General features: G+C 39.4%; 27 protein-coding genes and 1 riboswitch. Of the genes, 20 read left to right on the top strand and 7 right to left on the bottom strand.

Annotation, left to right across the window (positions count from 1 at the left end; genetic code table 11):
• Positions 1–14 precede the first annotated feature (14 nt).
• Genes DPV95_RS08605 through tsaD form a run of 3 tightly spaced genes read right to left on the bottom strand, consistent with a single transcriptional unit; the run spans position 15 to position 1870 of the window.
• Entirely contained in the window at positions 15–596 is a 582-nt protein-coding gene (locus DPV95_RS08605) for a thymidine kinase (protein ID WP_111406952.1), read from the bottom strand.
• Positions 596–832 (bottom strand): hypothetical protein, encoded by a 237-nt coding sequence (locus tag DPV95_RS08600; RefSeq protein ID WP_111406951.1) that lies wholly within the window; start codon positions 830–832, stop codon positions 596–598. The genes DPV95_RS08605 and DPV95_RS08600 overlap by 1 nt, the downstream gene beginning before the upstream one ends.
• A 9-nt stretch (positions 833–841) precedes the next feature.
• Positions 842–1870 (bottom strand): tRNA (adenosine(37)-N6)-threonylcarbamoyltransferase complex transferase subunit TsaD, encoded by a 1029-nt coding sequence (gene tsaD, locus DPV95_RS08595; protein ID WP_049367576.1) that lies wholly within the window; start codon positions 1868–1870, stop codon positions 842–844.
• A 218-nt stretch (positions 1871–2088) separates the two neighbouring features.
• Between tsaD and rpsU the strand changes: the two genes are divergently transcribed.
• The 4 genes from rpsU to psiE all read left to right on the top strand — a co-directional run bounded on the left by rpsU (position 2089) and on the right by psiE (position 6733).
• Entirely contained in the window at positions 2089–2304 is a 216-nt protein-coding gene (gene rpsU, locus DPV95_RS08590) for a 30S ribosomal protein S21 (RefSeq protein WP_005694732.1), read from the top strand.
• Between the two features lie 136 nt (positions 2305–2440).
• Positions 2441–4225 carry a DNA primase gene (gene dnaG / locus DPV95_RS08585; protein WP_049367575.1) on the top strand — a complete coding sequence of 595 codons (1785 nt, stop codon included), beginning with the start codon at positions 2441–2443 and terminating at the stop codon, positions 4223–4225.
• 69 nt (positions 4226–4294) lie between these two features.
• The gene (rpoD, locus tag DPV95_RS08580) at positions 4295–6184 is read left to right on the top strand and encodes an RNA polymerase sigma factor RpoD (RefSeq protein ID WP_049367574.1); all 1890 of its coding nucleotides are present in this window, start codon (positions 4295–4297) and stop codon (positions 6182–6184) included.
• A gap of 132 nt (positions 6185–6316) precedes the next feature.
• Positions 6317–6733 (top strand): phosphate-starvation-inducible protein PsiE, encoded by a 417-nt coding sequence (gene psiE / locus DPV95_RS08575; RefSeq protein WP_005694726.1) that lies wholly within the window; start codon positions 6317–6319, stop codon positions 6731–6733.
• Between the two features lie 35 nt (positions 6734–6768).
• On the opposite strand, the gene DPV95_RS08570 is transcribed toward psiE, so the two are convergent.
• Entirely contained in the window at positions 6769–7614 is an 846-nt protein-coding gene (locus DPV95_RS08570; protein WP_049367573.1) for a 23S rRNA (adenine(2030)-N(6))-methyltransferase RlmJ, read from the bottom strand.
• 417 nt (positions 7615–8031) lie between these two features.
• Positions 8032–8123: riboswitch (TPP riboswitch) on the top strand.
• Positions 8124–8197: 74 nt separating this feature from the next.
• On the opposite strand from DPV95_RS08570, the gene DPV95_RS08565 reads away from it, so the two are divergent.
• The 8 genes from DPV95_RS08565 to DPV95_RS08530 are packed head-to-tail and all read left to right on the top strand — an operon-like array spanning position 8198 to position 14884.
• Positions 8198–8923 carry an ABC transporter ATP-binding protein gene (locus DPV95_RS08565; protein ID WP_049367572.1) on the top strand — a complete coding sequence of 242 codons (726 nt, stop codon included), beginning with the start codon at positions 8198–8200 and terminating at the stop codon, positions 8921–8923.
• Positions 8920–9657: an ABC transporter permease gene (locus DPV95_RS08560; RefSeq protein WP_049367571.1), complete on the top strand. Its 738-nt coding sequence runs from the start codon at positions 8920–8922 to the stop codon at positions 9655–9657. The genes DPV95_RS08565 and DPV95_RS08560 overlap by 4 nt, the downstream gene beginning before the upstream one ends.
• Positions 9658–9682: 25 nt before the next feature.
• Complete coding sequence (locus tag DPV95_RS08555) at positions 9683–10627, top strand: ABC transporter substrate-binding protein (RefSeq protein ID WP_049367570.1); 945 nt, start codon at positions 9683–9685, stop codon at positions 10625–10627.
• 9 nt (positions 10628–10636) lie between these two features.
• Positions 10637–11284, top strand: a complete 648-nt coding sequence (gene tenA / locus DPV95_RS08550; protein ID WP_049367569.1) for a thiaminase II — start codon at positions 10637–10639, stop codon at positions 11282–11284.
• A gap of 15 nt (positions 11285–11299) precedes the next feature.
• Positions 11300–12094 carry a hydroxyethylthiazole kinase gene (thiM, locus tag DPV95_RS08545; protein WP_049367568.1) on the top strand — a complete coding sequence of 265 codons (795 nt, stop codon included), beginning with the start codon at positions 11300–11302 and terminating at the stop codon, positions 12092–12094.
• A complete protein-coding gene (gene thiD / locus DPV95_RS08540; RefSeq protein ID WP_049367567.1) occupies positions 12087–12896 on the top strand; it encodes a bifunctional hydroxymethylpyrimidine kinase/phosphomethylpyrimidine kinase in 810 nt (269 codons plus the stop codon). Before thiM ends, thiD begins: the two co-directional genes overlap by 8 nt.
• A 10-nt stretch (positions 12897–12906) precedes the next feature.
• On the top strand, positions 12907–13587 hold the full coding sequence (gene thiE, locus DPV95_RS08535) for a thiamine phosphate synthase (protein WP_049367566.1): 681 nt from the start codon (positions 12907–12909) through the stop codon (positions 13585–13587).
• A complete protein-coding gene (locus tag DPV95_RS08530; RefSeq protein WP_049367565.1) occupies positions 13571–14884 on the top strand; it encodes an MFS transporter in 1314 nt (437 codons plus the stop codon). Before thiE ends, DPV95_RS08530 begins: the two co-directional genes overlap by 17 nt.
• Positions 14885–15008: 124 nt before the next feature.
• On the opposite strand, the gene DPV95_RS08525 is transcribed toward DPV95_RS08530, so the two are convergent.
• Positions 15009–17621 (bottom strand): penicillin-binding protein 1A, encoded by a 2613-nt coding sequence (locus DPV95_RS08525; protein ID WP_111406950.1) that lies wholly within the window; start codon positions 17619–17621, stop codon positions 15009–15011.
• 99 nt (positions 17622–17720) lie between these two features.
• On the opposite strand from DPV95_RS08525, the gene DPV95_RS08520 reads away from it, so the two are divergent.
• From DPV95_RS08520 to nfuA, 7 genes are all read left to right on the top strand, one after another.
• Positions 17721–18569, top strand: coding sequence for a type IV pilus biogenesis protein PilM (locus tag DPV95_RS08520; RefSeq protein WP_111406949.1), 849 nt, complete (start codon positions 17721–17723; stop codon positions 18567–18569).
• Positions 18556–19068 (top strand): PilN family protein, encoded by a 513-nt coding sequence (locus tag DPV95_RS08515; protein ID WP_111406948.1) that lies wholly within the window; start codon positions 18556–18558, stop codon positions 19066–19068. Before DPV95_RS08520 ends, DPV95_RS08515 begins: the two co-directional genes overlap by 14 nt.
• Positions 19065–19607 carry a competence protein ComC gene (locus tag DPV95_RS08510; RefSeq protein WP_111406947.1) on the top strand — a complete coding sequence of 181 codons (543 nt, stop codon included), beginning with the start codon at positions 19065–19067 and terminating at the stop codon, positions 19605–19607. The genes DPV95_RS08515 and DPV95_RS08510 overlap by 4 nt, the downstream gene beginning before the upstream one ends.
• On the top strand, positions 19607–19990 hold the full coding sequence (locus DPV95_RS08505) for a pilus assembly protein PilP (RefSeq protein WP_111406946.1): 384 nt from the start codon (positions 19607–19609) through the stop codon (positions 19988–19990). Before DPV95_RS08510 ends, DPV95_RS08505 begins: the two co-directional genes overlap by 1 nt.
• 1 nt (position 19991) lies before the next feature.
• A complete protein-coding gene (gene pilQ / locus DPV95_RS08500) occupies positions 19992–21374 on the top strand; it encodes a type IV pilus secretin PilQ (RefSeq protein ID WP_111406945.1) in 1383 nt (460 codons plus the stop codon).
• A 19-nt stretch (positions 21375–21393) separates the two neighbouring features.
• Complete coding sequence (locus tag DPV95_RS08495) at positions 21394–22083, top strand: ComF family protein (protein ID WP_049367616.1); 690 nt, start codon at positions 21394–21396, stop codon at positions 22081–22083.
• Between the two features lie 115 nt (positions 22084–22198).
• Complete coding sequence (nfuA, locus tag DPV95_RS08490; protein ID WP_005694707.1) at positions 22199–22783, top strand: Fe-S biogenesis protein NfuA; 585 nt, start codon at positions 22199–22201, stop codon at positions 22781–22783.
• A 42-nt stretch (positions 22784–22825) separates the two neighbouring features.
• On the opposite strand, the gene DPV95_RS08485 is transcribed toward nfuA, so the two are convergent.
• Together DPV95_RS08485 and yihA are read right to left on the bottom strand one after the other, a co-directional pair.
• Positions 22826–24355, bottom strand: a complete 1530-nt coding sequence (locus DPV95_RS08485) for a YifB family Mg chelatase-like AAA ATPase (protein WP_049367561.1) — start codon at positions 24353–24355, stop codon at positions 22826–22828.
• A 129-nt stretch (positions 24356–24484) separates the two neighbouring features.
• Positions 24485–25099 (bottom strand): ribosome biogenesis GTP-binding protein YihA/YsxC, encoded by a 615-nt coding sequence (gene yihA, locus DPV95_RS08480; RefSeq protein WP_049367560.1) that lies wholly within the window; start codon positions 25097–25099, stop codon positions 24485–24487.
• Between the two features lie 109 nt (positions 25100–25208).
• Between yihA and DPV95_RS08475 the strand changes: the two genes are divergently transcribed.
• The gene (locus tag DPV95_RS08475) at positions 25209–26078 is read left to right on the top strand and encodes a VirK/YbjX family protein (protein ID WP_111406944.1); all 870 of its coding nucleotides are present in this window, start codon (positions 25209–25211) and stop codon (positions 26076–26078) included.
• Positions 26079–26100 lie beyond the last annotated feature (22 nt).

Raw genomic sequence — 26100 nt, 5'->3', positions numbered from 1 at the left:
ATTGAAAAACGAGGTTAAAGCTGACCGCACTTTTCTTTGTAATGATAGCGGCAAACCGAAAGATAAGAGTCATTTCCACCAATTTGGATTTGTTCCCCTTCCTTAATGACTTGACCTTGTTCATTTAAACGTAAAACGAAATTGGCTTTACGTCCACAATAACAGATTGTTTTTAATTCTTCTAGTTGATCTGCCCAAGCAAGTAGATACTTACTACCTTCAAATAGCTCTGCTTGGAAGTCGGTACGCAAGCCATAACAAAGCACAGGAATCTTCAGTTTATCCACGACATCGCTTAATTGATATACTTGTTGTTTCGTTAAAAACTGGGCTTCGTCAACTAAAACACAATGAATTTTTTCTTGTTGTAAACGTTGACTCACTTCGGCAAAAAGGTCACTCGTTGACGTAAATAAATTGGCGTCTTCATGAATACCAATACGCGACGTGACTTTGCCTAATCCAAAGCGGTCATCAATGGCTGCCGTATAAACCATGGTGTTCATATTGCGTTCACGATAGTTATAGGAAGACTGCAACAACGTGGTTGATTTACCCGCATTCATCGTAGAGTAGTAAAAATAGAGTTTTGCCATTATTTAATCACCCATTTCCAGAAATGATAGGCAATGAATCCTGCAACAGGTGGACAGGCTGCGAGCATAAAGGTCCCGTAAGTGGCACCACCACCCACCATTTTTCCTGCTTCAGCAAGAGCGTCAACAATATCACTGCTTGGCGTGGTAAAAATCCATGCACCAATAATCGCGAGCACTAAAAAACAAGCGACACCGGCTACACGCATAGCTCTTACTTTAATTATATTTTCCATATTTTTTCCTTAAATTGCAGGGAGTTCGTCCATCGCCCAACGAGGTTTTACATCAATAGCGAGATCGCTATGCTGACCTTGTTTTAAGCGTAAAAAGCCCGTATAGGCAATCATGGCACCGTTATCGGTACAAAATTGAGGCTGTGGATAAAATACTTCACCACCAAGATTTTTCATCATTGTGCCAAGGGTTTCACGTAATTTTTTGTTTGCACTTACGCCGCCAGCAATGACTAAACGCTTATAACCGGTTTCTTTTAAGGCACGTTTGCATTTAATTGCAAGTGTATCCACGACAGAATCTTGGAAGGCAAAGGCAATATCAGCTTTGGTTTGTTCGGTTAATTCACCTTCTTGTTTGAACGCCTGATTAATGGTGTTTGCTGCTGAGGTTTTTAAACCTGAAAAGCTAAAATCAAGACCAGGGCGATCCGTCATTGGCCGCGGGAACACAAAACGATCCGGCGATCCTTTTTCGGCTAAACGTGAAAGTGCGGCACCACCAGGATAATCTAGCCCTAATAATTTCGCGGTTTTATCAAAGGCTTCACCTGCTGCATCATCAATGGATTCGCCAATGACTTCATATTTCCCTACTCCATCAACGCGCACTAATTGTGTGTGTCCACCTGAAACTAAGAGGGCAATAAATGGAAAGTGCGGTCGATTTTCATCAAGCATTGGCGCAAGTAGATGACCTTCCATGTGATGTACGCCAATAGCGGGCACATTCCAAGCATAAGCCAGTGAACGTGCGATCGTTGCACCCACTAATAATGCGCCGACTAAACCAGGACCACTTGTATAGGCGATACCATCAATTTGATCTGCGGTTAAATTGGCTTCCTCTAATGCAGCTTTAATTAATGGCGCCGTTTTGCGAATGTGATCGCGGGAAGCCAGCTCTGGCACCACACCGCCGTAATCCGCATGCAAGGCAATTTGCGTGTAGAGCTGATTGGCAATTAAGCCCTTATCTTCATCATAAATCGCGACACCTGTTTCATCACAGGAGGTTTCGATTCCTAAAATACGCATTTTATTCTCATTTTATTAAAAAAATTGGCAAAGATTTTACCTTGTTTAGCCCGCTTAAACCAGTTCAAACGCCAAATTTTCAGCAAATAGGCGATCTTTCCTTTGCTTTTGCAGGGAAGATCGATTAGAATTGCGTCCTTTATTGAATTTGCCGTTCATTCGGCAGTAATAAAAATTTAAAATTGCAATTAAATTAAACTCATTGAGGTGATTGGCTTATGCCTGTAATTAAAGTACGTGAAAACGAATCATTTGACGTAGCTTTACGTCGTTTCAAACGCTCTTGCGAAAAAGCTGGTATTTTAGCAGAAGTTCGCGCTCGTGAATTCTATGAAAAACCAACTACAATCCGTAAACGTGAAAAAGCAACACTTGCTAAACGTCACGCGAAACGTAACGCTCGCGAAAACGCGCGCAATACCCGTTTATACTAATTTGTAGTATTTTCTAACTCGAGTTAAGACAAACCGTGAAACCTTTTGGGTATCACGGTTTTGTTGCTTTAAACTCATCGAAAAAAGTCACGCAAAATCAACCGCACTTTCGCATCGTATTCAAGGAGGCAAGGCAATGAAAGGCTCAATTCCACGCCAATTTATTGATGATCTGCTCACAAAATCGAATATTGTCGATGTGATTAATGCGCGCGTGAAACTCAAAAAAGCGGGACGGGATTATCAAGCTTGTTGTCCGTTTCATCACGAAAAAACACCATCCTTCACAGTAAGTGAAAAAAAACAATTCTATTATTGCTTCGGCTGTGGCGCGAAAGGCAATGCGATTTCATTTTTAATGGATTATGACAAATTAGAATTTGTTGAAGCCGTTGAAGAACTTGCCGCTTCGGTAGGGCTTGAAGTGCCTTATGAAAAACGCCCAAATCAATTCGGCAATAAACCGGATGTGAGCTATCAGATAAAACGTAATTTATACGATTTGATGCAAGAGATTGCGTCATTTTATCAATCGCAACTTCCGCTAAATATTCCTGCTCAAAGCTATCTTCAGCAACGTGGTTTATCGCCAGAAATTATCGAGCGTTTTCAAATCGGTTATGTACCCAATGCGATGGATACGGTGTTGCGTCAATTCGGCAAAAATCGAGAAGAACAGAAAAAGCTGTTTGATTTAGGTATGCTTTCTCGTAACGATCGTGGCAATGTGTACGATAAATTTCGTAATCGCATTATGTTTCCGATTCGAGATAAACGTGGTCGTACGGTCGCCTTTGGTGGACGTGTTTTAACGGATGAAAAACCCAAGTATTTGAACTCCCCAGAAACTATTACGTACCATAAAGGTAATGAACTTTATGGCTTGTATGAAGCCTCACAAATCAATGATGAGCCAGAAAAATTACTAGTAGTTGAAGGCTACATGGATGTGGTGGCATTGGCGCAATTTGGTGTCAATTATGCGGTGGCTTCTCTTGGGACATCGACAACCTCGGAACAAATTCAATTATTGTTCCGTTCAACAGAGCAAGTCATTTGCTGCTACGATGGCGATAGAGCAGGGCGTGATGCCGCTTGGCGCGCACTTGAAAACGCTTTACCTTATCTGGAAGACGGACGACAAATCAAGTTTATTTTCCTACCAGACGGAGAAGATCCGGATACTTATATTCGTCAATATGGTAAAGAAAAGTTTGAAGAGTATATTGATCAAGCTCAGTCTCTCACAGAATTCTTATTCGCGCATTTAAGTCCACAAGTAGATTTCTCGACGCAAGAAGGACGAGGCAAATTAGTGGCACTCGCGGCGCCTTTAATTCGTCAAATCCCTGGTGATATGCTACGTCTTTCATTGCGGAATATGTTGGCGCAAAAGCTTGGGATCTTTGATCAATCACAGCTTGAAAGCTTAATACCAAATCAAATAGATAAGGCTGAACCCAAACCTAAAACGCCACAAAAAACCATTAAGAAAACACCAATGCGCGTGGTGATTTCGCTGTTATTACAGAATTCACAATTAGTGAATCGTATTTCGGATATCGGTTTACAAGCCTTAAAGCATGAAGCGGGTTACGAATTGCTCGAAAAATTGACCGCACTTTGCCGTGAACGAGAAGGCATTACAACAGGGCAAATCTTAGAATATTTTCGTGATACAGAATTCAGCAAGCCCCTTGAAATATTAGCCTCTTGGGATCATCTATTAGATGACTTAGAAATCATTAATGCATTCTCTCAAAACTATCGTCGATTGAATATTCAAGCGATTGAGCGTGACATTGAAATGCTGATTGCAAAAGAAAGGACGGAAGGATTAACTGATCAAGAGCGCGCAATTTTAGTGAATTTGCTCAAGGGAAAAGAAGAGCAGAAAAAACAGTTAGTTAATCCGTCATAACAATGGTAAAATCTCCTGTTCAAAACAAGGGCTTTTATCTTCCAAAAATAACGCAAAACGGGAATAAAAATGGAACAAAATCAACAATCTACCGCAGAGCAATATTCAGAACAAATTGAACAGCTTATGGAATTGGGTCGTACGCAAGGTTATTTAACCTATGCGGAGATTAATGACTTACTTCCGGAAGATGTGATCGATCCGGAATATTACGATAAGTTGTTGCAGACTTTACAGCATGATGCGGGTATTCCGGTTCTTGATGAAGCGCCGGAAAGTGACGAAATGATGTTGAATGACACGATTCCGGATGAAGATGCAGTGGAAGAAGCAACACAGATTTTATCCAATGTGGAATCTGAAATCGGTCGTACAACCGATCCTGTGCGTATGTATATGCGTGAAATGGGAACGGTTGATCTTCTTACCCGTGAAGATGAAATCAGCATTGCAAAACGTATTGAAGAAGGGATTGATGAAGTTCAAACTGCTATTGCTGCATATCCAGAAGCGTTAACTGAATTATTAAATAATTATGATCAAGTAGAAGCGGGTAATTATCGTTTAGCTGATTTAATTACTGGTTTTGTAGATCCAAATGTTGTTGAAGAGGAAGCTGCGAATGTTGATGAGCATTTCACTGATGAAGATGAGAGTACTCAATCAGTTGCAGATGTTGATGATGAGAGTGATGAGGAAGATGAAAGCGATAGCAGCTCAAGTTCGGATGACAGCGACTCTGACAATAGCATAGATCCTGAAGTTGCTCGTGAAAGATTTGCGGCCTTAAGAGAGCAACACACCAAAACATTGGCGACTATAGTAAAACATGGACGTAGTGGTAAACGTGCAAAAGATCAAATTGCTCAACTCGCAGATATTTTTAAACAATTCCGTTTAGTGCCAAAACAATTTGATGTGCTTGTTTTATCAATGAAAAATATGATAAAACGAGTACGTGCAGAAGAGCGTCAACTGCAGAAAGTATTAGTTGATATTGCGGGTATGCCAAAAGATGAATTTGAGGCACTTATTATTGCTAATGGCAGCAATGATGCATGGGTAGCAAAAGCATTAAAATCCACTAAAGCTTGGGCAAAACGCTTACCAAAATATGAAGAGCGTATCCGTTTATCTTTAGATAATTTAGCGAATATTGAACAGCATACTAATCTGACCATCCAACAAATGCGTGAGATTTGCGATGCGGTATCTCGTGGTGAACAAAAAGCTCGTCGTGCGAAAAAAGAAATGGTTGAAGCTAACTTACGTTTGGTCATTTCTATTGCGAAAAAATATACCAACCGTGGTTTGCAATTCTTGGATTTAATTCAAGAAGGGAATATTGGTTTGATGAAAGCAGTAGATAAATTTGAATACCGTCGTGGTTATAAATTTTCAACTTATGCAACTTGGTGGATTCGTCAGGCTATTACTCGTTCCATTGCTGACCAAGCACGTACAATTCGTATTCCTGTTCATATGATTGAAACGATTAATAAATTAAATCGTATTTCTCGTCAAATGTTACAAGAAATGGGGCGTGAAGCGACACCAGAAGAGCTTGCTGACCGCATGGGTATGCCAGAAGATAAAATTCGTAAAGTGCTTAAGATTGCGAAAGAGCCAATTTCAATGGAAACTCCAATCGGTGATGACGATGATTCACATTTAGGTGATTTTATCGAGGATTCAACCCTTGAATTGCCATTAGATTCGGCAACCGCACAAAGCTTAAAAGTAGCGACTCATGAAGTGTTAGAAGGCTTAACACCTCGTGAAGCGAAAGTATTACGTATGCGTTTTGGTATTGATATGAATACCGACCATACACTCGAAGAAGTGGGTAAACAATTTGACGTAACTCGTGAGCGTATTCGTCAGATTGAAGCGAAAGCATTGCGTAAATTACGTCATCCTAGCCGTTCTGAGACATTAAGAAGTTTCTTGGATGAGTAATTATTTATATAAAAAAAAAGAAAAGGCAGAGATCTCTGCCTTTTTTATTTGATTAAATTTGGTTATTTACCGCGAAATCACATTCCTTTAAAATACGCGCCTTTCTTCATTTAAAAACAAAAAAGGAACTTTATGGAAGAATCTCAAGAACTCGAAAAACTGCCTCGCGTGGTTACAGGTGTATTAAAAGTGGTATTAAGTTTTTCACTTATTGCTTTAGCTGTAGTATTGATTATTGCATTAGCTAAAATTACATATACGTTAGCGATCATGGTATTTAATACATCAAGTGTAGTGCCTTATGATGTTGCGGAACAAGCTGTGATGTTTTTCTTATATTTCGGTTTTATTGGTCTTATTGTGCAATATTTTAAAAGTGGCTATCACTTTCCTTTGCGATATTTTATTTATGCGGGGATTACCGCCATGTTGCGCCTGATCATTGTGAATCATGAAAGCTCAGTTGATACCATCTTATTCGCAGGCGCGATTTTAATTATGGTTATTGCACTTTGTTTAGTGTTGTATTCCAATAAAATTAAAATTTAAAAGCGTGGTCGTTTTGACCGAGATTTTGGAATGGATTATTCCGGCACAATCCATTCCACTGTCCAACTTCCCGTACCTTCAGGGACAAGAGTTTGGGTCAAATAAGGCAAAATAGCTTTCATTTGCTGTTCTAATTGCCAAGGCGGGTTAATCACCACCATTCCACTTGCGGTCATACCACGTTGATCGCTATCAGGGCGAACTGCCAATTCAATTTTCAATATTTTACGAATTCCCGTCGCTTCTAATCCTTTAAATATGCGTTTTGTTTGTTGGCGTAGTACTACTGGATACCAAATTGTATAAGTGCCTGTCGCAAAGCGTTTATAACCTTCTTCTATCGCTTTCACCACCAAATCATAATCTTCTTTTAATTCATAAGGTGGATCAATAAGCACTAAACCACGGCGCTCTTTTGGTGGAAGCGTGGCTTTGAGTTGTTGGAAACCATTTTCTGATTTTGTGGTGATATTCTTAAATTCTTTGAAATTATTGCGCAATAATGGAAAATCGCTCGGATGTAATTCGGTGAGCAAAGCACGATCTTGTGAACGCAATAATTGGGCGGCAATCATTGGCGACCCAGCATAATAGCGTAATTCTTTGCCGCCATAATTGAGCTTCTTAATAATTTCCACATAGCGAGTAATTTCTTCGGGTAAATCTGTTCTTTCCCAAAGTCTGCCTATTCCTTCTTTATATTCGCCCGTCTTTTCTGATTCGTTAGAACTTAAACGATAACGACCGACTCCTGAATGGGTATCAAGATAGTAGAAGCCTTTTTCTTTTAGTGAAAGATTTTCTAGAATCAGCATTAATACAATGTGTTTAAGCACATCTGCGTGGTTGCCAGCATGAAAACTGTGACGATAACTTAACATAGTTTCTCCTTTATGATGAGAAAAGTACGCTCAAGATTGATGATGGTATAACTTTTCTGTAGAAAAAAATATTATCACTTGAAACACTAAAACCTTTGAAGGGCTTTGAATTCAAGGGGATATTCGTGATGACAGAGTTTTTTATAATCCGGCAACTTATGGGAAAGCAAATTGAAAGGTTAATAATATATTATATGCTTATAGAGAATCTAGTTTTTTATTATAAATACTTTTGTTGTCTTACTTTACAAGATAAGGTGTAATTTCTAGAACTTTGAATATAACACTTGAAAAGTGAGTATATGATTTAACTTATTATTTTTATTGCTTAAATTGACTCTCGAGGACTAAACAAAAAAACTAAAGTTAATGTCATTTCCTATTGTTTTATTTTTAATTGCGATATAAAATTCTTTCAAATTTTAGTCGGGGTGCCACAAGGTGGCTGAGATGATACCCGTGAACCTGAAACAGTTAGCACTGACGTAGGAAACTAATATGCCAAAATACTTTCTCATTCTTCATACCTATTTTCATTCCTTTTCTACCGTTACCTTTAGTAGTTAATCATTAGGTTAATGCTATGGTGCATATTCAGGATCTTAGTCTTGCTTTTGGAGAGCAGGTACTATTTAAACACCTTGACTTAACGCTTTTGCCTAATGAGTGGGTCAGTTTGCTTGGCTGTTCTGGTGTAGGTAAATCAACGCTTTTAAGATTAATTGCAGGGCTTGAAATACAAGGGAAAATCCAAGGCAATATCATCTTTCATCCTAATATTCGAGTGGCATGGCTACCACAAAAAGATACTCTTTATCCCTGGCTTTCAATTATTGACAACGTCCAATTAGAAAACGTACTATTCGGGAATAAATCTGCAAAAACAACTCTTCAAGCAAAAGCACTACTTGAACAAGTAGGCATGTCAGAACATCTTCATAAAAGCTGTGCTCAATTATCTGGAGGACAGAAACAAAGAGTGGCTCTCGCTCGAGTATTAATGCAAAACGCTGATTTAGTTTTACTTGATGAACCTTTCTCTGCCCTTGACACGATTAGTCGTTATCAATTACAAAACTTGGCTTATGAACTATTAAAAGATAAATCCGTGTTATTGGTTACACATGATCCTCAAGAAGCATTGCGCTTAAGCCAGCGTATTTTTGTATTACGCTCACCGCAGCCTAATCAACCAGCATTATCTGATGTCATAAAACCTGAAGGTAAAGCACCACGAGAACTTAACCAAGAAAATTTGTGGATGCTCCAACAGCAATTATTAAATGGGTTATTAGAGGGAAAAAGATGAAACTTAGCCTTCTTAAACCGCTCTTTATTGGAATTATATTGCTGTGTCTCTGGCAACTTATTAGCGTATTTGGTGATTTTCCCCATTACATATTTCCTTCTCCGCAAGCTGTATGGCTGCAATTGACTTCCCATATAGAACTACTTTGGCTGCATACACAAATTACCTTAATTGAAATTGGCTTAGGATTACTACTGGGTTTTATTTTCGGATTGTCATCAGCCCTGTTACTCTCTTTTTCACCTAAAACATCATCATTACTGTTACCCGTTTTAGTGATTTCTCAAGCAATTCCTGTTTTTGCTATCGCCCCAATACTCGTACTTTGGCTGGGTTATGGCATGCCATCAAAAATTCTGATGGCCATATTCATCATCTATTTTCCTGTAACAGCAGCTTGTTACGATGGATTACGCAATACACCTCAAGCTTGGCTCGACCTCGCCAAAACGTTAAAACCTTCCCCTTTGCGTTTATTACTCAAAGTGCGATTACCTGCTGCATTGCCTGCATTTGCATCGGGCTTTCGTATTGCCGTTTCAGTTGCCCCAATTGGCGCTGTAATCGGAGAATGGGTGGGGTCATCAGAAGGGCTTGGCTATTTAATGATCCACGCCAACGCCCGTATGCAGGTAGATTTAATGTTTGCCTCATTGCTGATATTAGTGGCAATTTCGCTTTGTTTATATTTCAGCATTGATTGGCTACTACGCCGTTTTATTTGGCACGTTTAACTCTTCATGACACAAGGAGACAAAAATGAAGAAAATCATCCGTTATTTCAGTCTTTTAATTGGACTCACCGCCAGTTTTACCAGCTTAGCAAAAGAGAAAATCAGCTTAATGCTTGATTGGTATGTGAATCCTGACCACGCAGCAATCATCGTTGCTCAACAAAAAGGCTTTTTTGAAAAAAATAACTTAGAGGTCGAAATTATCGAACCGGCTGATCCATCGTTACCGCCTAAATTGGTTGCTGCAGAAAAAGTGGATTTAGCCATTAATTATCAACCTCAACTTTATCAACAAGTTGCAGAAGGATTACCTTTAGTTCGAGTAGGTTCACTCATTTCTAGTCCATTAAATAGTGTTGTGGTGCTTAAAAATAGCAACATCAAAACACTTGCCGACCTGAAAGGAAAAAAAGTGGGCTATTCAGTTAGTGGTTTTGAAGACGTGTTACTTGACACGATGCTTCGCTCTATTGGACTCAGTAATCAAGACGTAAAATTAGTAAACGTGAATTGGTCGCTTTCCCCTTCTCTTTTAACAGGACAAGTCGATGCGGTCATCGGGGCTTTCCGCAATTTTGAACTCAATCAAATCTATTTAGAAAAACAAGAAGGTGTAGCATTTTTCCCTGAAGAATATGGTGTGCCGGCTTATGATGAATTGATTGTAGTGGCTAACAAAAACAGTCTTGCTTCTAAAAAACTTTCCGATTTTTTGACCGCACTTGAACAAGCTACAACCTACCTACAAAACAACCCAAATGACGCATGGCAAGCATTTGTGAGCTATAAGTCAAAAGAACTCAATACAGAATTAAATCAATTAGCGTGGAAAGATACCCTACCTTTATTAGCAACAAAACCCCGTCAATTGGATGTCAAACGTTATCAACAAATGGGGAAATTTATGCATCAAAAAGGCTTGATTCCAAAAGCACTTGAATTGAAAGATTATGCTGTTGAATTACAGTAAGGGAAAATGATGATCAACCAACTAATTCAGCAAGCGCAACCTTATTGGAAGCAATATGTTGAGCATGAATTTGTGCAACAACTTGCAAAAGGCACCTTGCCAAAAGCTTGTTTTCAACACTATTTAAAACAAGATTACATCTATCTTTTCCATTACAGCCGTGCTTTTGCTTTGGGCGTGTTCAAGGCAAGAAATTTTGCCGAAATGGACATGCCGCGTAAAACGCTCGACATTCTTTGCCAAGAAATCCAATTACATTTGGATTACTGCCGGCAATGGGAAGTTAGTGAACAGGAAATATTCCAAACACCCGAAAGTGCGGCATGCATTGCCTATACACGTTACTTACTTGATTGTGGAATGACTGGCGGCTTACCAGAACTATATGCCGCCGTGACGCCTTGTGCTTTAGGTTACGCACACGTTGCCCGCTACATTATAGAAAATTATCCAAAACAACCAAGCAATCCTTATCAAGGGTGGATTGACACATACTCTGCACCAGAATATCAACAAGCTGCACAAGAAACTGTTGATTTTCTTACCGCACTTTGTAAGCCACTTAATGATTCTCAACTCGTTAATATCCAACAGATTTTTACCACAGCCACTCGAATGGAAATTGGATTTTGGCAAATGGGATTGGATTTAGCATAAAAATGAAGGTGTAAAATGAAATCAGTTTATTTGTCAAAAATTCGTGAACAGAATCCGTTGATTCATAATATTACCAATATTGTTGCGGCAAATTTTAGCGCCAATGGTTTGCTCGCTTTAGGCGCATCGCCATTGATGTCTGCTAATATTGAAGAAATGATTGAAATACCGAAAATCAGCCAAGCATTAGTCATTAATATCGGTACTCTCATAGGTAAAGAACGAGATGCTATGTTACTAGCGGGAAAAATGGCTAATTCAATAGGCATTCCTGTCGTGCTTGACCCAGTTGGAGTGGGTGTCACTCGTTACCGACAAGAAACAGTCCGTCAGTTATTGGCGGAAGTAAAATTTGCTCTAATTCGAGGTAACGCCGGCGAACTTGCGGCGATTGCAGGTGCAGATTGGCAAGCAAAAGGCGTGGATGCGGGGCAAGGGAAAACGAATCTACAAGAAGCCGCTCAACGTGTTGCACTATGCTATGACTGTACGGTGTTAATTAGTGGTGAGGTCGATATTATCAGCGATGGACAACAAACTGCCACAATACATAACGGTACGCCGCTATTTCCCAAAGTCACCGCATCGGGTTGTTTATTAAGTGCAGTATGCGCAGCATTTTTAGCCGTCGATGAAGGCAAACACTTTTCAGCAATAATCGAAGCCTGTGCCGCTTACACCATTGCAGGAGAGATTGCGGCTAAAAAACTAACCACACAAGTCGGGCAGTTCCAAATTCGTCTACTTGATGAATTAGCTACCTTGACGCCTGATGTAATAGAACAAAATGCGGAGGTGAAATATGTCTAACATTGCACAAGTATTGACTATTGCAGGTTCTGACAGTGGCGGTGGTGCTGGAATTCAAGCCGATCTCAAAACCTTTCAAATGCAGGGTGTTTTTGGCACTTCAGTGATTACTGCGGTCACTGCACAAAACACATTTGGCGTATTTGATATCCACCCGATTCCCTTGAACTCGATTCAAGCGCAGCTGAAAGCGGTAAAAAATGACTTTCAGATTACAAGTGCCAAAATTGGTATGCTTGGTACAGCAGATATTATTGAATGTGTTGCTGATTTTTTAAGTTATCGCCCATTTGGCACATTAGTGGTTGATCCCGTGATGATTGCGAAAGGTGGGGCGCCTTTATTGCAACAACAAGCAGTTTCCGCATTAATCAAACATTTATTACCACTAGCCGACGTGATTACACCTAATATTCCTGAAACAGAAGCTTTAACAGGCATCAAAATTTCTAATACAGCCAGCATTCAACAAGCCGCGTTAGACTTGCAAAAACAGGGCGCAAAGAATGTGATTATTAAAGGCGGACATTCGCTCAATTCACAAAGTTTGCAATGCAAAGATTGGATCCTTTTACAAAATGGTGAACATTTTGTTTTAGAAAGCCCGCGTTTCGATACACCACATACTCACGGCACAGGCTGTACTTTTTCAGCCTGCTTAACAGCTGAATTAGCCAAAGGCGCACCATTAAAAAGTGCGGTGAAAACTGCTAAAGATTTTATCACCGCAGCCATATCTCACCCATTGAATATTGGTCATGGACATGGACCAACAAATCATTGGGCTTACAGTCATATTTAAGGATTGAAAGATGAAAAATATTCAAGAAATTTTACCGCTCTATTTTGTAGCAGGCACACAAGATTGCCGACATTTAGGTGATAATCCAGCAGATAACTTGCTTTCTGTTCTTAGACAAGCTTTAGAAGGAGGCATTACCTGTTTTCAATTTCGCGATAAAGGCAAATTCTCATTAGAAAATTCTCCAGCAGAACAACGAGCCTTATCCATTAAGTGCAGAGACTTGTGCCGTCAATATGATGTGCCATTTATTGTTGATGATAACGTTGATTTGGCATTAGAAATTGAAGCGGATGGAGTTCATGTTGGGCAAAGTGATACTCCTGTAACAATAGTTAGAGCAAGGGCTCATAAACCATTGATTATTGGTTGGTCTGTTAACCGTTTAGATGAAGCAAAAATTGGAGAAGAATTATCTGAAATTGATTATTTCGGTATTGGTCCAATTTTTCCGACTCAGTCAAAAGAGAATCCTAAACCAACACTTGGAATGGCATTCATTCAAACATTGAGAGAAGCAGGAATCACCAAACCACTTGTGGCTATCGGTGGCGTAAAACGAGAACATGTAAAAACCTTACGGAAATACGGCGCTGATGGTGTTGCAGTTATCACGGCTATAACTCAAGCGAATGATATAAAAGTAGCAACTCAAGCCCTAAAGGAAGAAAGTAATGCAAGCAACCAATAATCCAAATAGCTTAAAACGAGTAGCAATGGCAACAATGATTGGCACGGCGATTGAATATTTTGATAACTACATTTACGCAATGGCTGCCGTATTGATTTTCAATCATCAATTTTTCCACGCTTCAGATCCTCTTTCAGGACAAATTGCTGCCCTTTCTACACTAGCACTGACTTTTATTGCTCGTCCTCTGGGGGCGGTATTATTCGGACATTTTGGCGATCGCTTCGGAAGAAAAAATACCTTTGTTATGAGCCTCTTAGTAATGGGAATCTCAACTGTAGTGATCGGCTTATTACCGACTTACGAGAGTATCGGAATATGGGCTACGATCTTACTTTGCTTATGCCGCATCGGGCAAGGCATTGGTTTGGGAGGCGAATGGGGCGGCGCAGCATTAGTGGCAATCGAAAATGCGCCAGAAGGAAAACGTGGTTGGTATGGCACTTTTCCACAATTAGGCGCGCCTCTAGGATTACTACTCGCCAATGGTGGCTTTTTACTCATTATCGCGCTTTTTGGACAAGCTGCAATGACTGACTGGGCATGGCGAATTCCATTTCTTTTCTCTTTTGTATTAGTTGCCATTGGGTTGTATGTTCGATTAAAACTTACTGAAGCACCAATATTTATTGCAGCATTTAACAAGTCTAAACCTAAAGCTTTACCGATGATGGAAGTGATCGTTACTCATTTCAAACCATTCTTCTTAGGTATGTCGATCTGCATTGCAGGCTATGTGCTCTTTTATATTATGATCGCTTTCAGCCAAATTTATGCAAAATCTGCCCCTACCGTATCGGAAGCCGGTTATGCAATGGGATTAGGTTTTTCACCACAAATTTTTACTGCTTTATTAATGCCTAGCGCCGTTTCACTCGCCATTACCATTACAATTTCGGGCAAATATATAGATAAAGTTGGACGAAGAATTTGGTTAATTTGGACGACTGTTGGCGTTGCTCTTTTTGGTTTAGTCTTACCGTATTTTCTAGAAAATGGAACAACTTTGAGTTTGTTTTGGTTCTTAATCATTGGAATGGGATTAATTGGTATGGGTTATGGACCACTTGCAAGTTTCTTACCAGAATTATTTCCTACACACGCTCGTTATTCCGGAGCATCCTTAACCTACAATATTGCAGGATTATTTGGTGCCAGTGTAGCAGCAATTATTGCATTACCATTGAATGCTAATTATGGCTTAAAAGGTGTTGGAATTTACTTAACCTTAAATGCCGTATTGAGTTTAATTGGATTATGGTTTATTACGGAAACAAGAGATAGGCAACTGCTCTAGATGAATTTATCAAACTTAAGATTTCACTAACATGGAAAATATTTTGGATAAAAGAATGCCTTTCACAAATTTAGATCGGAAAGGCATTTAAAATTAACTATATTTTTTATTATTTAAACCAGCACTAGAATAATTCTTCTGGTTGCGTTGCAGGAATTGCATCTTTGGTTTTTCCAGTTCCGCCATTTAAACGTTGTTGTAACTCTGGTGGAACATAATATCCACGTTCTTGCATTTCCGCAATATAAGTACGTTTAGGTTCGGTACCAACGATGAAGTATTCTTTACGCCCACCACCTTCAGACAGTAAACCAGAGTTACTATCAATGGTTTTTTCCATAATGTTTGGTGGAAGTGCAAGTTGACGCTCAGGTATATCAGAAAGTGCGGCTTTCATATAAGCTACCCAAGCAGGCATTGCTGTTTTTGCACCTGCTTCCCCTTTACCTAATACGCGTTTGTTATCATCGAAGCCGACATAGGTAGTGGTGACTAAATTTGCACCAAAACCTGCATACCAAGCAACTTTCGCGCTATTGGTGGTACCGGTTTTACCACCAATATCGCTACGCTTAATACTTTGAGCAATACGCCAGCTGGTACCTTTCCAACCAAGACCTTGTTCACCATAAATTGCAGTATTTAATGCACTACGAATTAAGAAGGCTAATTCTCCACTAATAACGCGAGGCGCATATTCCTGCTTTGCGGTACTGTCTTTCGCATCAGCCATCAAATCAACAGATCCATCATTTAATGCTGATGTTTGAACTTCTGGTAAATCTGGTACATTTTCTGGTTGCTGATCACCTTCTTCTGTATCTGTGTTGTTATTACCTTGTGCTAATTTTAGATTATCTGGATTAGCTACTTCTGCGACATCTTTGAAACCATCGATTTTATCCTTTGTTTCACCATAAATTACAGGAATATCATTACAGGTGATACAAGCAATTTTCGGGTTCGCAATAAATAAATCTTTACCGGTACTATCTTGAATTTTTTCGATAAGATAAGGATCAATTAAGAAACCACCATTATCAAATACTGCATAAGCACGAGCCATTTCAAGCGGTGTAAAAGAGGCAGCACCTAATGCAAGCGCCTCACTGGCAAAATATTGATCGCGTTTGAATCCAAAACGTTGTAAGAAATCAGCAGTGAAATCAATGCCGGCAGTTTGTAATGCTCGGATAGCAATCATATTTTTAGATTGACCTAAACCTACACGTAAACGCATTGGACCATCATAACGATCAGGTGAGTTTTTCGGTTGCCACAGAGGTTGTCCTGGTTTTTGAATAGAGATAGGACTATCTTGCAATACGCTTGAAAGCGTTAAACCTTTTTCTAATGCAGCGGCATAGATAAATGGTTTAATCGAAGAACCTACTTGCACTAAAGATTGCGTTGCACGGTTAAATTTACTTTGTTCGTAACTGAACCCCCCCACCATGGCTTCAATGGCTCCATTATCAGAGTTTAATGAAACTAATGCAGAGTTAGCTGCCGGAATTTGACCTAAAATCCATTCACCGTTATCACGTTTGCGAATCCAAATTTGTTCGCCTACTTTAACCGGTGATTTACCAGCCCAACGCATTGCGTTAGAAGAAAGCGTCATCGTTTCATTATTCGCTAAGAGCAATTCTGCCCCATTTTTACCCAATGCGGTTACTGCTGCTGGAATGAATGGTTCTGAATCAGGTAATTTTTTCAAGAAAGCAACAATGAGTTCATTATCCCATGGGGCTTCACCTTTTTTCCAAAGTGGTGCACCGCCACGCCAGCCATGACGCATATCATAATCGATCAAGTTATTACGTACGGCTTTTTGTGCTTCCGCTTGATCTTTTGAAAGCACTGTCGTGAAGACTTTATAGCCTTTGGTATAAGCCTCTTCCTCACCAAAACGTTTCACCATTTCTTGACGAACCATTTCAGTCACATAGTCTGCACGGAATTCAAATTTGGCTCCATGATAACTTGCGACGATTGGCTCTTTAATGGCTGCATCATATTCCGCTTTGGTGATTTTGTTTTCATCAAGCATTCGGCTTAGTACAACGTTTCGACGTTCTTCAGCACGTTTCGGTGAATACAGTGGATTCATTGTAGAAGGTGCTTTTGGTAAGCCTGCGATGACGGCCATTTCAGAAAGCGTTAACTCATCTAAGTTTTTACCAAAGTAGGTTTGAGCGGCGGCTGCGACGCCGTAAGAACGATACCCTAGGAAAATTTTATTCAAATAAAGTTCTAAAATTTCTTGTTTGCTTAAGGCATTTTCAATTTCAATGGCTAATACCGCTTCGCGGGCTTTGCGAATAATGGTTTTTTCTGGGGTTAAAAAGAAGTTACGCGCAAGCTGTTGTGTAATGGTACTTGCCCCTTGAGAGGCACCACCATTGTTGACTGCAACAAAAATCGCACGAGCAATACCGACCGGGTCTAAACCGTGATGGTCATAAAAACGGCTATCTTCCGTTGCTAAGAAGGCATCTTGCAGACGCTGAGGGACGTTTTCTAATTTCACAGGAATACGGCGTTGTTCGCCGACTTCACCGATTAATTTGCCATCAGCCGTATAGATTTGCATCGGTTGTTGCAACTCAACGGTTTTTAGACTTTCTACCGATGGTAAGGAGGATTTTAAGTGAAAATACAGTACACCACCGGCAACTAATCCCAGTATACATATTGTAAATAGGGTACTTAATATTAATTTTGCGATCCGCATCGTAAAATTCTCTCTGGTTTAATGAATATTCAAAAAATCAAAATTATGATTTTGGCTGCTAAGTATAAAAGATTAATCCCTTAAAGAATAGGAAAGAATATGGGAATTGCCAATAGAAAGCAGCAAAAACAACAAATTGGTGTGAGTAAACAACAAGATAACCTCTGTTTTGTTTGGCTAGATGAATTCCACAAAGTTCAATCAATTTGCTTAAATACGCAACAAAAAGATATTTTCTCCCAGTTATTGCCTCATTTGCCACAAAAAAGCAGTCAATGCTGTTTTGTTGGCGCAATTTCTCCCCACTTAACTTGGTCTAAAACGCTCATTCTACCACAAACACTCAATGCCCAGGAATGTGAACAACAATGTCGTTTTATTTTGCAAAAAGAATTACCGATTCCTTTGGATGAATTATGGTTTGATTATCTTACCACGCCATTAAAACAAGGTTTTCGTTTGGATATCACGGTGATTCGACAAGAAAGCGCTAAAGCGGAATTAGCAAAATATTTGCCGCTAAAATTGACCGTACTTGATTTACTGAATCACAGTATTTTACGCGCATTTTATGTCATTTTAGGGCAAGAGCCGATTAACACTTTATTTTTATATCAAGATCAACAAGGTTGTCTCGCCGTTTGTGAACGCTTACAACAACGACAAGTTTTGCAATCTCAACATGATTTATCTGAACTTTATCAACAATTTATCCAGCGTTTTCCTGAAAAGATAGAACAGGTTTATGTGTATCAAACGCCAGATATATTGAATTCACGCACGATAGAATCACTGCCTCAGAATTGGCAACGCATCGAAACAGATTTACCTGTCATCGCTTTAGGTAATGCACTGTGGCAAACCGATTTAAAGCTAGTGGATTTATCCTCAAAAACACCTGCACTTTTGTCTTCAGTTAATCGGGAGAGTGGTGATGTTAAGCCTTAATTTATTGCCTTGGCGCTTAGAACAACATCAAAAGGCCGTTCGGCGCTTTATGTGGCAAGGTTTAATTTGGATAGCTTGCTCAGTTTTGATTTTTGTTGGCTTGAGTCATCTTAATGAACAACAAGTGTATGCGCTAAATCAGACAAAAGAAAAACTCGCACAAATCACCAATCAAGTCCATAAGAAACGCATTCAAGTTCAGCAACTACAAAGTAACCTGAAAGAAATGAATGAGCTGACAGAAATGGATACAGAATATGTGTATCGGATGCTTAACTTATTAAGTGAGTTACCATTACAACAAGGTGAGTTAGATGTATTTACGCTCAATGCGAAGCAAGTTGCCCTTTCTGGCATGACGGAAAATCAACAAGAATTTGAAGCGATACATCAATTTCTTAAACATCATTTTACAGAGGTTAATTTGACCAAGTTTCAACCAGTGCAACAACAGTTATTCTTTCAATTTGATATTCAGTTATTGGAGTCTGAGCAATGAAGAATCTTATCGATGAGATTGTTCAAAAAACTGCACAAGGTTGGTTGGGGAAATGGCTTCGATTATCTCAAATGGTGCATGCTATCTTTTGGTTGAGTGCACTAAGTGCGGTCATTTTTTTACCTGTTTTTCGTTACGTTGAAAATAGCAATGAACGACATCGACTTGACGCAGAATTGAGTTTGCAACAACAAGAGTGGGAGAAACAGGAAAAGATTTTACAAACTTTAAGGCAAAAGTCAGACAGCCGACAACTTTCTCCAGAATTGGCTAATTCTGTGTTGCCAATCAATCAGCATGTTCAGGCATTGTTAAATGGTCGACTTCAAGCGTTGGATTTACGTTGGGATTTTTCTCAACATACGTTGTTACATTTGTCATTACAAGGCTATTTTGCCGATTTACAGCAATTTTTGACCGCACTTTTAAGGGACATTCCTAAACTTTCGTTAACTCAATTAAACATTGAGAAATTAGATGAAGAGGAAAATGCTTCTATTACATGTGAGTTAATTTTCCAATTGAATAAGGACAAGTAATGAAAAAGCTCTTTTTAATCTTGATAGCGACTTTTTCTGTATCCGTATTTTCGCAAGATCCTTTTGATCGTAAACAAAGAGAACAAACCGAATATCCAAAAGAGGGGCTCACCCTACCGCCGGTGTCGACTTGCGTATATTCGGAGCCGAGACTGGCGGAGGAACGCCCATTGGCTCAGCTACATATTGTGGGTGTCGTGCAATACGGTAAACAGGCAGAAGTGTTCTTTAATGATGATGGGCATATTCTTTCTGCTCAAGTGGGGCAGCGGATTGGAAAGGAAGGCTATTTAATCGAAAAAGTGAGTAAAAACAGCGTAACGCTTCAAGGTTATAAAGCTGGACAATGTGAGCAAACGAACTCAATCATAATGAGATTTTAAAATGATAAAGCAGAAAATAAAAACAAAGTTTGGTCAGTTTTTAATGTGTTTTCTGATCCTATGGACAACTTACTCAGTGGCAGAAAATCGAGTATTTTCACTTCGCTTAAAACAAGCTCCCATAGTAGCGACACTCCAACAACTTGCCCTTGAGCAAAATGCCAATTTAATGATTGATGATGAGTTAGAAGGAACACTTTCATTACAATTAGATAACGTAGATTTTGATCGTTTATTGCGTTCCGTGGCTAAGAGCAAAGGGCTCTCTTTTTATCAAGAAAATGATATTTATTATTTGGGTAAGCCTTCTCAACATGAACAATATGCAGAGAAAATAACAGAACCTATGGCGATTAGCGGGGAAAGTTTATCTAGTGAAATGCCACTTGTGAGTACAACGGTTAAATTGCATTTTGCCAAAGCTTCTGATGTGATGAAATCGTTAACAACAGGGAGCGGTTCTTTGCTTTCACCTAGTGGCACAATTACATTTGATGATCGAAGCAATGTATTACTGATTCAGGATGATGCACGTTCTGTCAAAAATATCAAAAAATTAATTGCAGAACTGGATAAACCCATTGAACAAATTGTCATTGAAGCACGTATTGTGACGATTACTGATGAAAGCCTGAAAGAGTTAGGTGTACGTTGGGGCATTTTTAATCCTACTGAGGCTGCCCATCGAGTGAGTGGCAGTCTAGATGCGAATGGTTTTAGTAATATCAGTAATAATTTAAATGTGAATTTTGCGACAACGGTCACGCCAGCTGGCTCATTAGCACTTCAAGTCGCTAAAATTAATGGCCGATTATTAGACTTAGAATTAACCGCACTTGAACGTGAAAATAACGTAGAAATTATTGCAAGCCCTCGCTTACTTACGACCAACAAGAAAAGTGCAAGCATCAAACAAGGGACAGAAATTCCTTATGTGGTGACGAATGGGAAAAATGATACGCAATCAGTAGAGTTTCGCGAGGCTGTCTTAGGATTGGAAGTTACGCCGCATATTTCTAAGGATAATAATATTTTATTAGATTTATTAGTGAGTCAAAATTCCCCAGGGAATCGCGTGGCTTATGGGCAAAATGAAGTCGTATCCATTGATAAACAAGAAATTAATACGCAAGTGTTTGCCAAAGATGGCGAAACGATTGTATTGGGTGGTGTATTCCACGATACGATCACGAAAGGTGTCGATAAAGTACCGTTATTGGGTGATATTCCAGGTATTAAACGCTTATTTAGTAAGGAAAGTGAACGTCATCAAAAGCGAGAGCTCGTGATTTTTGTGACCCCTCATATTTTGAAACAAGGTGAAAGAATGGAAATGGCCAAAAAAGAAAAGCATTTTAAGCAAGTTGAAAAAGCGAAAAAATAAAGTGCGGTCAATTTCTCTTATGTTTTCCCATTTTTTTCAGTTTAGCTGTGTGCATTGCAAGCGATCTATTCATCTTGGTCGAAATGGATTGTGCAGTCGATGTCAGAAGCAAATTAAAACTTTCCCTTATTGTGGGCGATGTGGTTCACCCTTGCAGCATTATGCAATGGGCTGTGGTCATTGTTTGAGAAATGAACCCGCTTGGGATCGTATTGTGATAATTGGACATTACCTTGAACCGCTTTCTTCACTTATTCATCGTTTTAAATTCCAAAAACAGTTTTGGTTAGATCGGAGTTTATCGCGTTTGCTTTATCTTGCGGTGCGAGAGGCGAGACGAACACATGGACTCTCTCTGCCACAGGCGATTATCCCCGTACCGCTATATCATTTTCGACAGTGGCAACGGGGTTATAATCAGGCTGATTTATTGGCTAATTGGTTAAGTCGTTGGTGTGATGTGTCTAACTGTAATCATGTGGTGAAACGGATTAAATATACTCATACTCAGCGAGGTTTAACGGCGAAAGATCGACGACACAATCTTAAAAATGCTTTTGCAGTGAATACCAAAAAGCCCTTTCCTTATGAACGCGTTGCTTTGGTGGATGATGTGATTACAACCGGCTCAACGTTGGCAGAGATAGCCAAACAGCTTCGAAAATTAGGTGTAAAAGAAATTCAGGTATGGGGTTTAGCAAGAGCTTAAATTCTGTTAAAGATAGGATTCATCTATATCTATAAAAATAGGAATAAATGTAGAAAAAATTGCCGTATAGGAGTATCATTCTTGATATATTGCATCAAGTATTAGGACTTTATTTATGGAACAAATTTTTATTTCAGATGCTGCACAAGCACATTTTCGGAAACTTTTAGATACACAAGAAGAAGGTACAAATATTCGTATTTTTGTCGTGAATCCGGGTACGCCAGGAGCAGAATGTGGCGTGTCCTATTGCCCGCCAAATTCAGTTGAAGCGACTGATACCGAAATGAAATACGATACTTTTTCAGCATTTGTAGATGAAATCAGTTTACCGTTTTTAGAAGACGCGGAAATTGATTATGTAACAGAAGAGCTTGGTGCTCAACTGACTTTAAAAGCACCTAACGCAAAAATGCGTAAAGTTGCAGATGATGCACCTTTAATTGAGCGCGTAGAGTACGTGATCCAAACACAAATCAACCCACAATTAGCCAGCCATGGCGGTAAAATCACGTTAATTGAAATTACCGATGACGGTTATGCTGTTCTACAATTCGGTGGTGGCTGTAATGGTTGTTCAATGGTTGATGTCACCTTAAAAGACGGGGTGGAGAAACAGTTAGTTTCGCTCTTCCCGAATGAATTAAAAGGTGCAAGAGACGTAACAGAACACCAACGTGGTGAACATTCTTATTATTAAGAATAGAAGATAAAAAAGGGCGATTATTCACCCTTTTATTTTTTAAGCGGCAGATAATTTCTGTAACAATCGATCCATCGCCCGATATCCTAGCGCCTCAGATAAATGGGGTTGTTGTATTTCTTTTTCGTCATTTAAATCAGCAATTGTGCGTGAGACTTTTAAAATCCGATGATAGGCTCTTACTGAAAGCCCTAGCTTATTCAGTGCATTCTCAAGGAATAATGCATCTTTATCTTGTAATTTACAGTCCCGTTCAATTTCTTTGCTTGAAAGATACGCATTGATTTTACCGGCTCGAGCAAGTTGAATCTCCCTCACTTTTAACACTTTTTCTCGTACTTGTTGGCTTGTCTCACCTCTATCCCCTGTATTCTGTAAGCTACCTTGTGGTAGAAGGGGCACTTCAATGGATAAATCGAAACGATCTAAAAACGGCCCTGAAAGTCGGTTTAAATAGCGTATTACTTGCTGCGGCGAGGTACGGTTATGTGTTCCGGTATAATGCCCTGTTGGACTTGGATTCATCGCAGCAACTAATTGAAAACGAGCGGGGAATTGGATTTTAGCATTGGCTCGCGAAATAATAATTTCTCCACTTTCTAATGGCTGTCGAAGTGCATCAAGTACTTTACGCTCAAACTCAGGTAGTTCATCAAGAAAAAGTACGCCGTTATGTGCCAGCGATATTTCGCCTGGTTTTGGAATGGTTCCTCCACCTACTAAGGCTGGCAAAGATGCACTATGATGTGGTGCTCGAAATGGGCGTTGTTTCCAGTTCTGAAAATTTAATTCATTTTGCACTAAGCTTGTAACCGAAGCGGTTTCAATGGCTTCTAAATCAGTCATTTCAGGTAGTAACGCGGTGAGACGACTTGCTAACATGGTTTTACCTGTACCGGGAGGACCTAAAAAGAGTAGGTTGTGCTGGCCTGCGGCTGCAATTGTCAGAGCTCGTTTGGCATGTTGCTGACCAATAATATCCGTCAGATCTAAGTGATTTTTAGCTGAAAATCCGACTGCACTTTCTTGTACAAGTAATGAGGCCAAAGGTAATTTTTCTTGATTATTTAAGAATTGCACAACTTCTAAAAGATTTTTAGCAAAATAAGTCTCTTGTTCTGAGACAAGTGAAGCTTCATTGGCATTTTGATAAGCGATAATTGGGGATCGTTTTGCTTTTTGTGCCGCTAAAATGGCGGGGATCACGCCATGTACGCCACGTAATTCACCCGTTAATGCGAGCTCGCCAACAAATTCAAACTGTTTTAAACGGCTACCATCAAGTTGATCCGATGCGGCTAAAATACCGATTGCAATGGGTAAATCAAATCGCCCCCCTTCTTTGGGTAAATCAGCTGGTGCAAGGTTGACGGTGATGCGTTTAGCAGGATATTTGAACTGGGCATTCATTAATGCACTTCTGACACGATCTTGTGCTTCTTTTACGGTTTTTTCAGGTAGACCAACTAAGGTAAATCCAGGCTTTCCGTTACTTAAGTGTACCTCAATGGTAACAAGAGGGGCTTGTACACCCATTGAGGCACGGCTATAAACAATGGCAAGAGACATTCAGATTCCTTAAAGTGCGGTCAAAAATAATCAGATTTTCGCAATATAAAAAAAGCACAGAATGAAAGCATACATTCTGTGCTATTTTTGCGATCTTGATCGCAGAAATTACTTTTTCTTAATAAAAAACTACACGAAAAGTGGAGCAAACCAACTATCTAACTTGGCAGCCAATTTATCAATACCAATTTTATTTTGTGCAGAAAAAGCCTCGACTTGAATATCACCTTGGAAGGGTAAAATAGCTTCACGTACCATTTTGACTTGTTTACTACGCGCACTTTGACTGAGCTTATCCGCTTTAGTTAAAAGTAATATAACCGGTAAGTCAGCTGAAACAGCCCATTCGATCATTTGTTGGTCGAGATCTTTTAAAGGATGGCGAATATCCATTAAAACAACAAGCCCGCCTAAACATTCGCGTTTTTGCAAATATTCCCCGAGGGATTTTTGCCATTCAATTTTCATTTTCTCAGGAACGGCAGCATAACCATAGCCAGGTAAGTCTACCAGTTTACAATTCGGCTCTACTTCAAAAAGGTTGATCAACTGTGTACGACCTGGTGTTTTAGAGGTTCTAGCTAAGCTTTTTTGATTGGTTAATGCATTAAGTGCGGTTGATTTTCCTGCATTTGAGCGTCCAGCAAAAGCAATTTCAATTCCTGTATCTTCTGGAATGGAACGAATATTGGGAGCACTCGTGAGAAAATGCGTTTTATGATAATTCAGTTTAATTTCAGACATAATGGTTCCTTTCATCAATTGACCCTAGCATATCATAAATAGAAAAATTGCTGAAATTATGAGAGAATGCACACTTTGCATGATTTAAGCATCTTTAATTATTTTCACTATGGAATCTCAAGAAAATCAATATCGCTGGACAAAAGCGGAAGCTGTTTATCCAGATCGTCCAGGTCGCTCTTATGCGCTTAAGCGTTTGCGTTATCGTCTTCGCTTTTTTTTGCATCAAGGATCGATTGTTCATTTTGAGCAATTTATCAATCAGCATCCTTTTCTTGTCACATTATTAAATGAACGTGCGGATTATAGCTATCCGTTAGTTTATCGTTTTTTAGATAAACGTTTTAACAGTAAACAGCGTTTTCAAGCCATTTGTGAGAATCTACTTTTTTTGCCTGAAAAATTAACCGCACTTTCAACGCCCATTTGGAAAACGCCATTAAGTTTTGGTGAGGTAATTCCTGATTTTGAAATGACATTGTCGATGACCACGCACCAACCGATGGAAGGTTATTGGGTATTGGAGTTATGGCATAAACCACGTAATGAATTAGTGTATTTGCTTACTTTTGCCAAACTTGGCGAGGCATTGCTTATTTCTGTTGTGCAGGGGCCCAATTTTGAAGATTCCAAAGAGATGGTGAAGCAACTCACAAAAACGTGTCATGGCTTACGCCCTGCTTATTTGATGGTGGAAACGATGAAAGCATTGACGAAAGCGTTGGGTTTCAAAACGTTATTGGGCATTCCACAAAAATATCAAAATAAATCGCGTTTTATTCAAAGCTCTCATTATGTTGTAGATTATGATGCGATTTTTGCTGAATCAGATGGACAGTTGAAGGACTATTGGGAATTACCTTTAGAGATCGATAGAAATCTTGATGAGGTACCGAGTAAGAAACGTTCTATGTATCGCAAACGCTATGCAATGCTAGATGATTTGGCTAAAGTAATTGAAGAAAAATTAGAATTGTAAAAGTAAAAAGTGCGGTGAATGT

It is taken from the genome of Haemophilus parainfluenzae (assembly GCF_003252755.1).
GTDB classification, from domain to species: Bacteria; Pseudomonadota; Gammaproteobacteria; order Enterobacterales; family Pasteurellaceae; genus Haemophilus_D; species Haemophilus_D parainfluenzae_N.
This window is presented reverse-complemented; position numbering and strand designations above follow the sequence as displayed.

What these genes read in the sequence shown, in the direction of transcription:
- DPV95_RS08515 (WP_111406948.1), top strand. Translation starts at nt 18,556, where the DNA reads ATGTTAAGCCTTAATTTATTGCCTTGGCGCTTAGAACAACATCAAAAG.
- DPV95_RS08605 (WP_111406952.1), bottom strand. Translation starts at nt 596, where the DNA reads ATGGCAAAACTCTATTTTTACTACTCTACGATGAATGCGGGTAAATCA.
- DPV95_RS08530 (WP_049367565.1), top strand. Translation starts at nt 13,571, where the DNA reads ATGCAAGCAACCAATAATCCAAATAGCTTAAAACGAGTAGCAATGGCA.
- yihA (WP_049367560.1), bottom strand. Translation starts at nt 25,099, where the DNA reads ATGTCTGAAATTAAACTGAATTATCATAAAACGCATTTTCTCACGAGT.
- DPV95_RS08510 (WP_111406947.1), top strand. Translation starts at nt 19,065, where the DNA reads ATGAAGAATCTTATCGATGAGATTGTTCAAAAAACTGCACAAGGTTGG.
- DPV95_RS08600 (WP_111406951.1), bottom strand. Translation starts at nt 832, where the DNA reads ATGGAAAATATAATTAAAGTAAGAGCTATGCGTGTAGCCGGTGTCGCT.
- tenA (WP_049367569.1), top strand. Translation starts at nt 10,637, where the DNA reads ATGATCAACCAACTAATTCAGCAAGCGCAACCTTATTGGAAGCAATAT.
- tsaD (WP_049367576.1), bottom strand. Translation starts at nt 1,870, where the DNA reads ATGCGTATTTTAGGAATCGAAACCTCCTGTGATGAAACAGGTGTCGCG.
- thiD (WP_049367567.1), top strand. Translation starts at nt 12,087, where the DNA reads ATGTCTAACATTGCACAAGTATTGACTATTGCAGGTTCTGACAGTGGC.
- DPV95_RS08485 (WP_049367561.1), bottom strand. Translation starts at nt 24,355, where the DNA reads ATGTCTCTTGCCATTGTTTATAGCCGTGCCTCAATGGGTGTACAAGCC.
- DPV95_RS08560 (WP_049367571.1), top strand. Translation starts at nt 8,920, where the DNA reads ATGAAACTTAGCCTTCTTAAACCGCTCTTTATTGGAATTATATTGCTG.
- rpsU (WP_005694732.1), top strand. Translation starts at nt 2,089, where the DNA reads ATGCCTGTAATTAAAGTACGTGAAAACGAATCATTTGACGTAGCTTTA.
- rpoD (WP_049367574.1), top strand. Translation starts at nt 4,295, where the DNA reads ATGGAACAAAATCAACAATCTACCGCAGAGCAATATTCAGAACAAATT.
- DPV95_RS08570 (WP_049367573.1), bottom strand. Translation starts at nt 7,614, where the DNA reads ATGTTAAGTTATCGTCACAGTTTTCATGCTGGCAACCACGCAGATGTG.
- nfuA (WP_005694707.1), top strand. Translation starts at nt 22,199, where the DNA reads ATGGAACAAATTTTTATTTCAGATGCTGCACAAGCACATTTTCGGAAA.
- psiE (WP_005694726.1), top strand. Translation starts at nt 6,317, where the DNA reads ATGGAAGAATCTCAAGAACTCGAAAAACTGCCTCGCGTGGTTACAGGT.
- DPV95_RS08555 (WP_049367570.1), top strand. Translation starts at nt 9,683, where the DNA reads ATGAAGAAAATCATCCGTTATTTCAGTCTTTTAATTGGACTCACCGCC.
- pilQ (WP_111406945.1), top strand. Translation starts at nt 19,992, where the DNA reads ATGATAAAGCAGAAAATAAAAACAAAGTTTGGTCAGTTTTTAATGTGT.
- DPV95_RS08525 (WP_111406950.1), bottom strand. Translation starts at nt 17,621, where the DNA reads ATGCGGATCGCAAAATTAATATTAAGTACCCTATTTACAATATGTATA.
- DPV95_RS08520 (WP_111406949.1), top strand. Translation starts at nt 17,721, where the DNA reads ATGGGAATTGCCAATAGAAAGCAGCAAAAACAACAAATTGGTGTGAGT.
- DPV95_RS08475 (WP_111406944.1), top strand. Translation starts at nt 25,209, where the DNA reads ATGGAATCTCAAGAAAATCAATATCGCTGGACAAAAGCGGAAGCTGTT.
- thiE (WP_049367566.1), top strand. Translation starts at nt 12,907, where the DNA reads ATGAAAAATATTCAAGAAATTTTACCGCTCTATTTTGTAGCAGGCACA.
- DPV95_RS08495 (WP_049367616.1), top strand. Translation starts at nt 21,394, where the DNA reads ATGTTTTCCCATTTTTTTCAGTTTAGCTGTGTGCATTGCAAGCGATCT.
- dnaG (WP_049367575.1), top strand. Translation starts at nt 2,441, where the DNA reads ATGAAAGGCTCAATTCCACGCCAATTTATTGATGATCTGCTCACAAAA.
- thiM (WP_049367568.1), top strand. Translation starts at nt 11,300, where the DNA reads ATGAAATCAGTTTATTTGTCAAAAATTCGTGAACAGAATCCGTTGATT.
- DPV95_RS08565 (WP_049367572.1), top strand. Translation starts at nt 8,198, where the DNA reads ATGGTGCATATTCAGGATCTTAGTCTTGCTTTTGGAGAGCAGGTACTA.
- DPV95_RS08505 (WP_111406946.1), top strand. Translation starts at nt 19,607, where the DNA reads ATGAAAAAGCTCTTTTTAATCTTGATAGCGACTTTTTCTGTATCCGTA.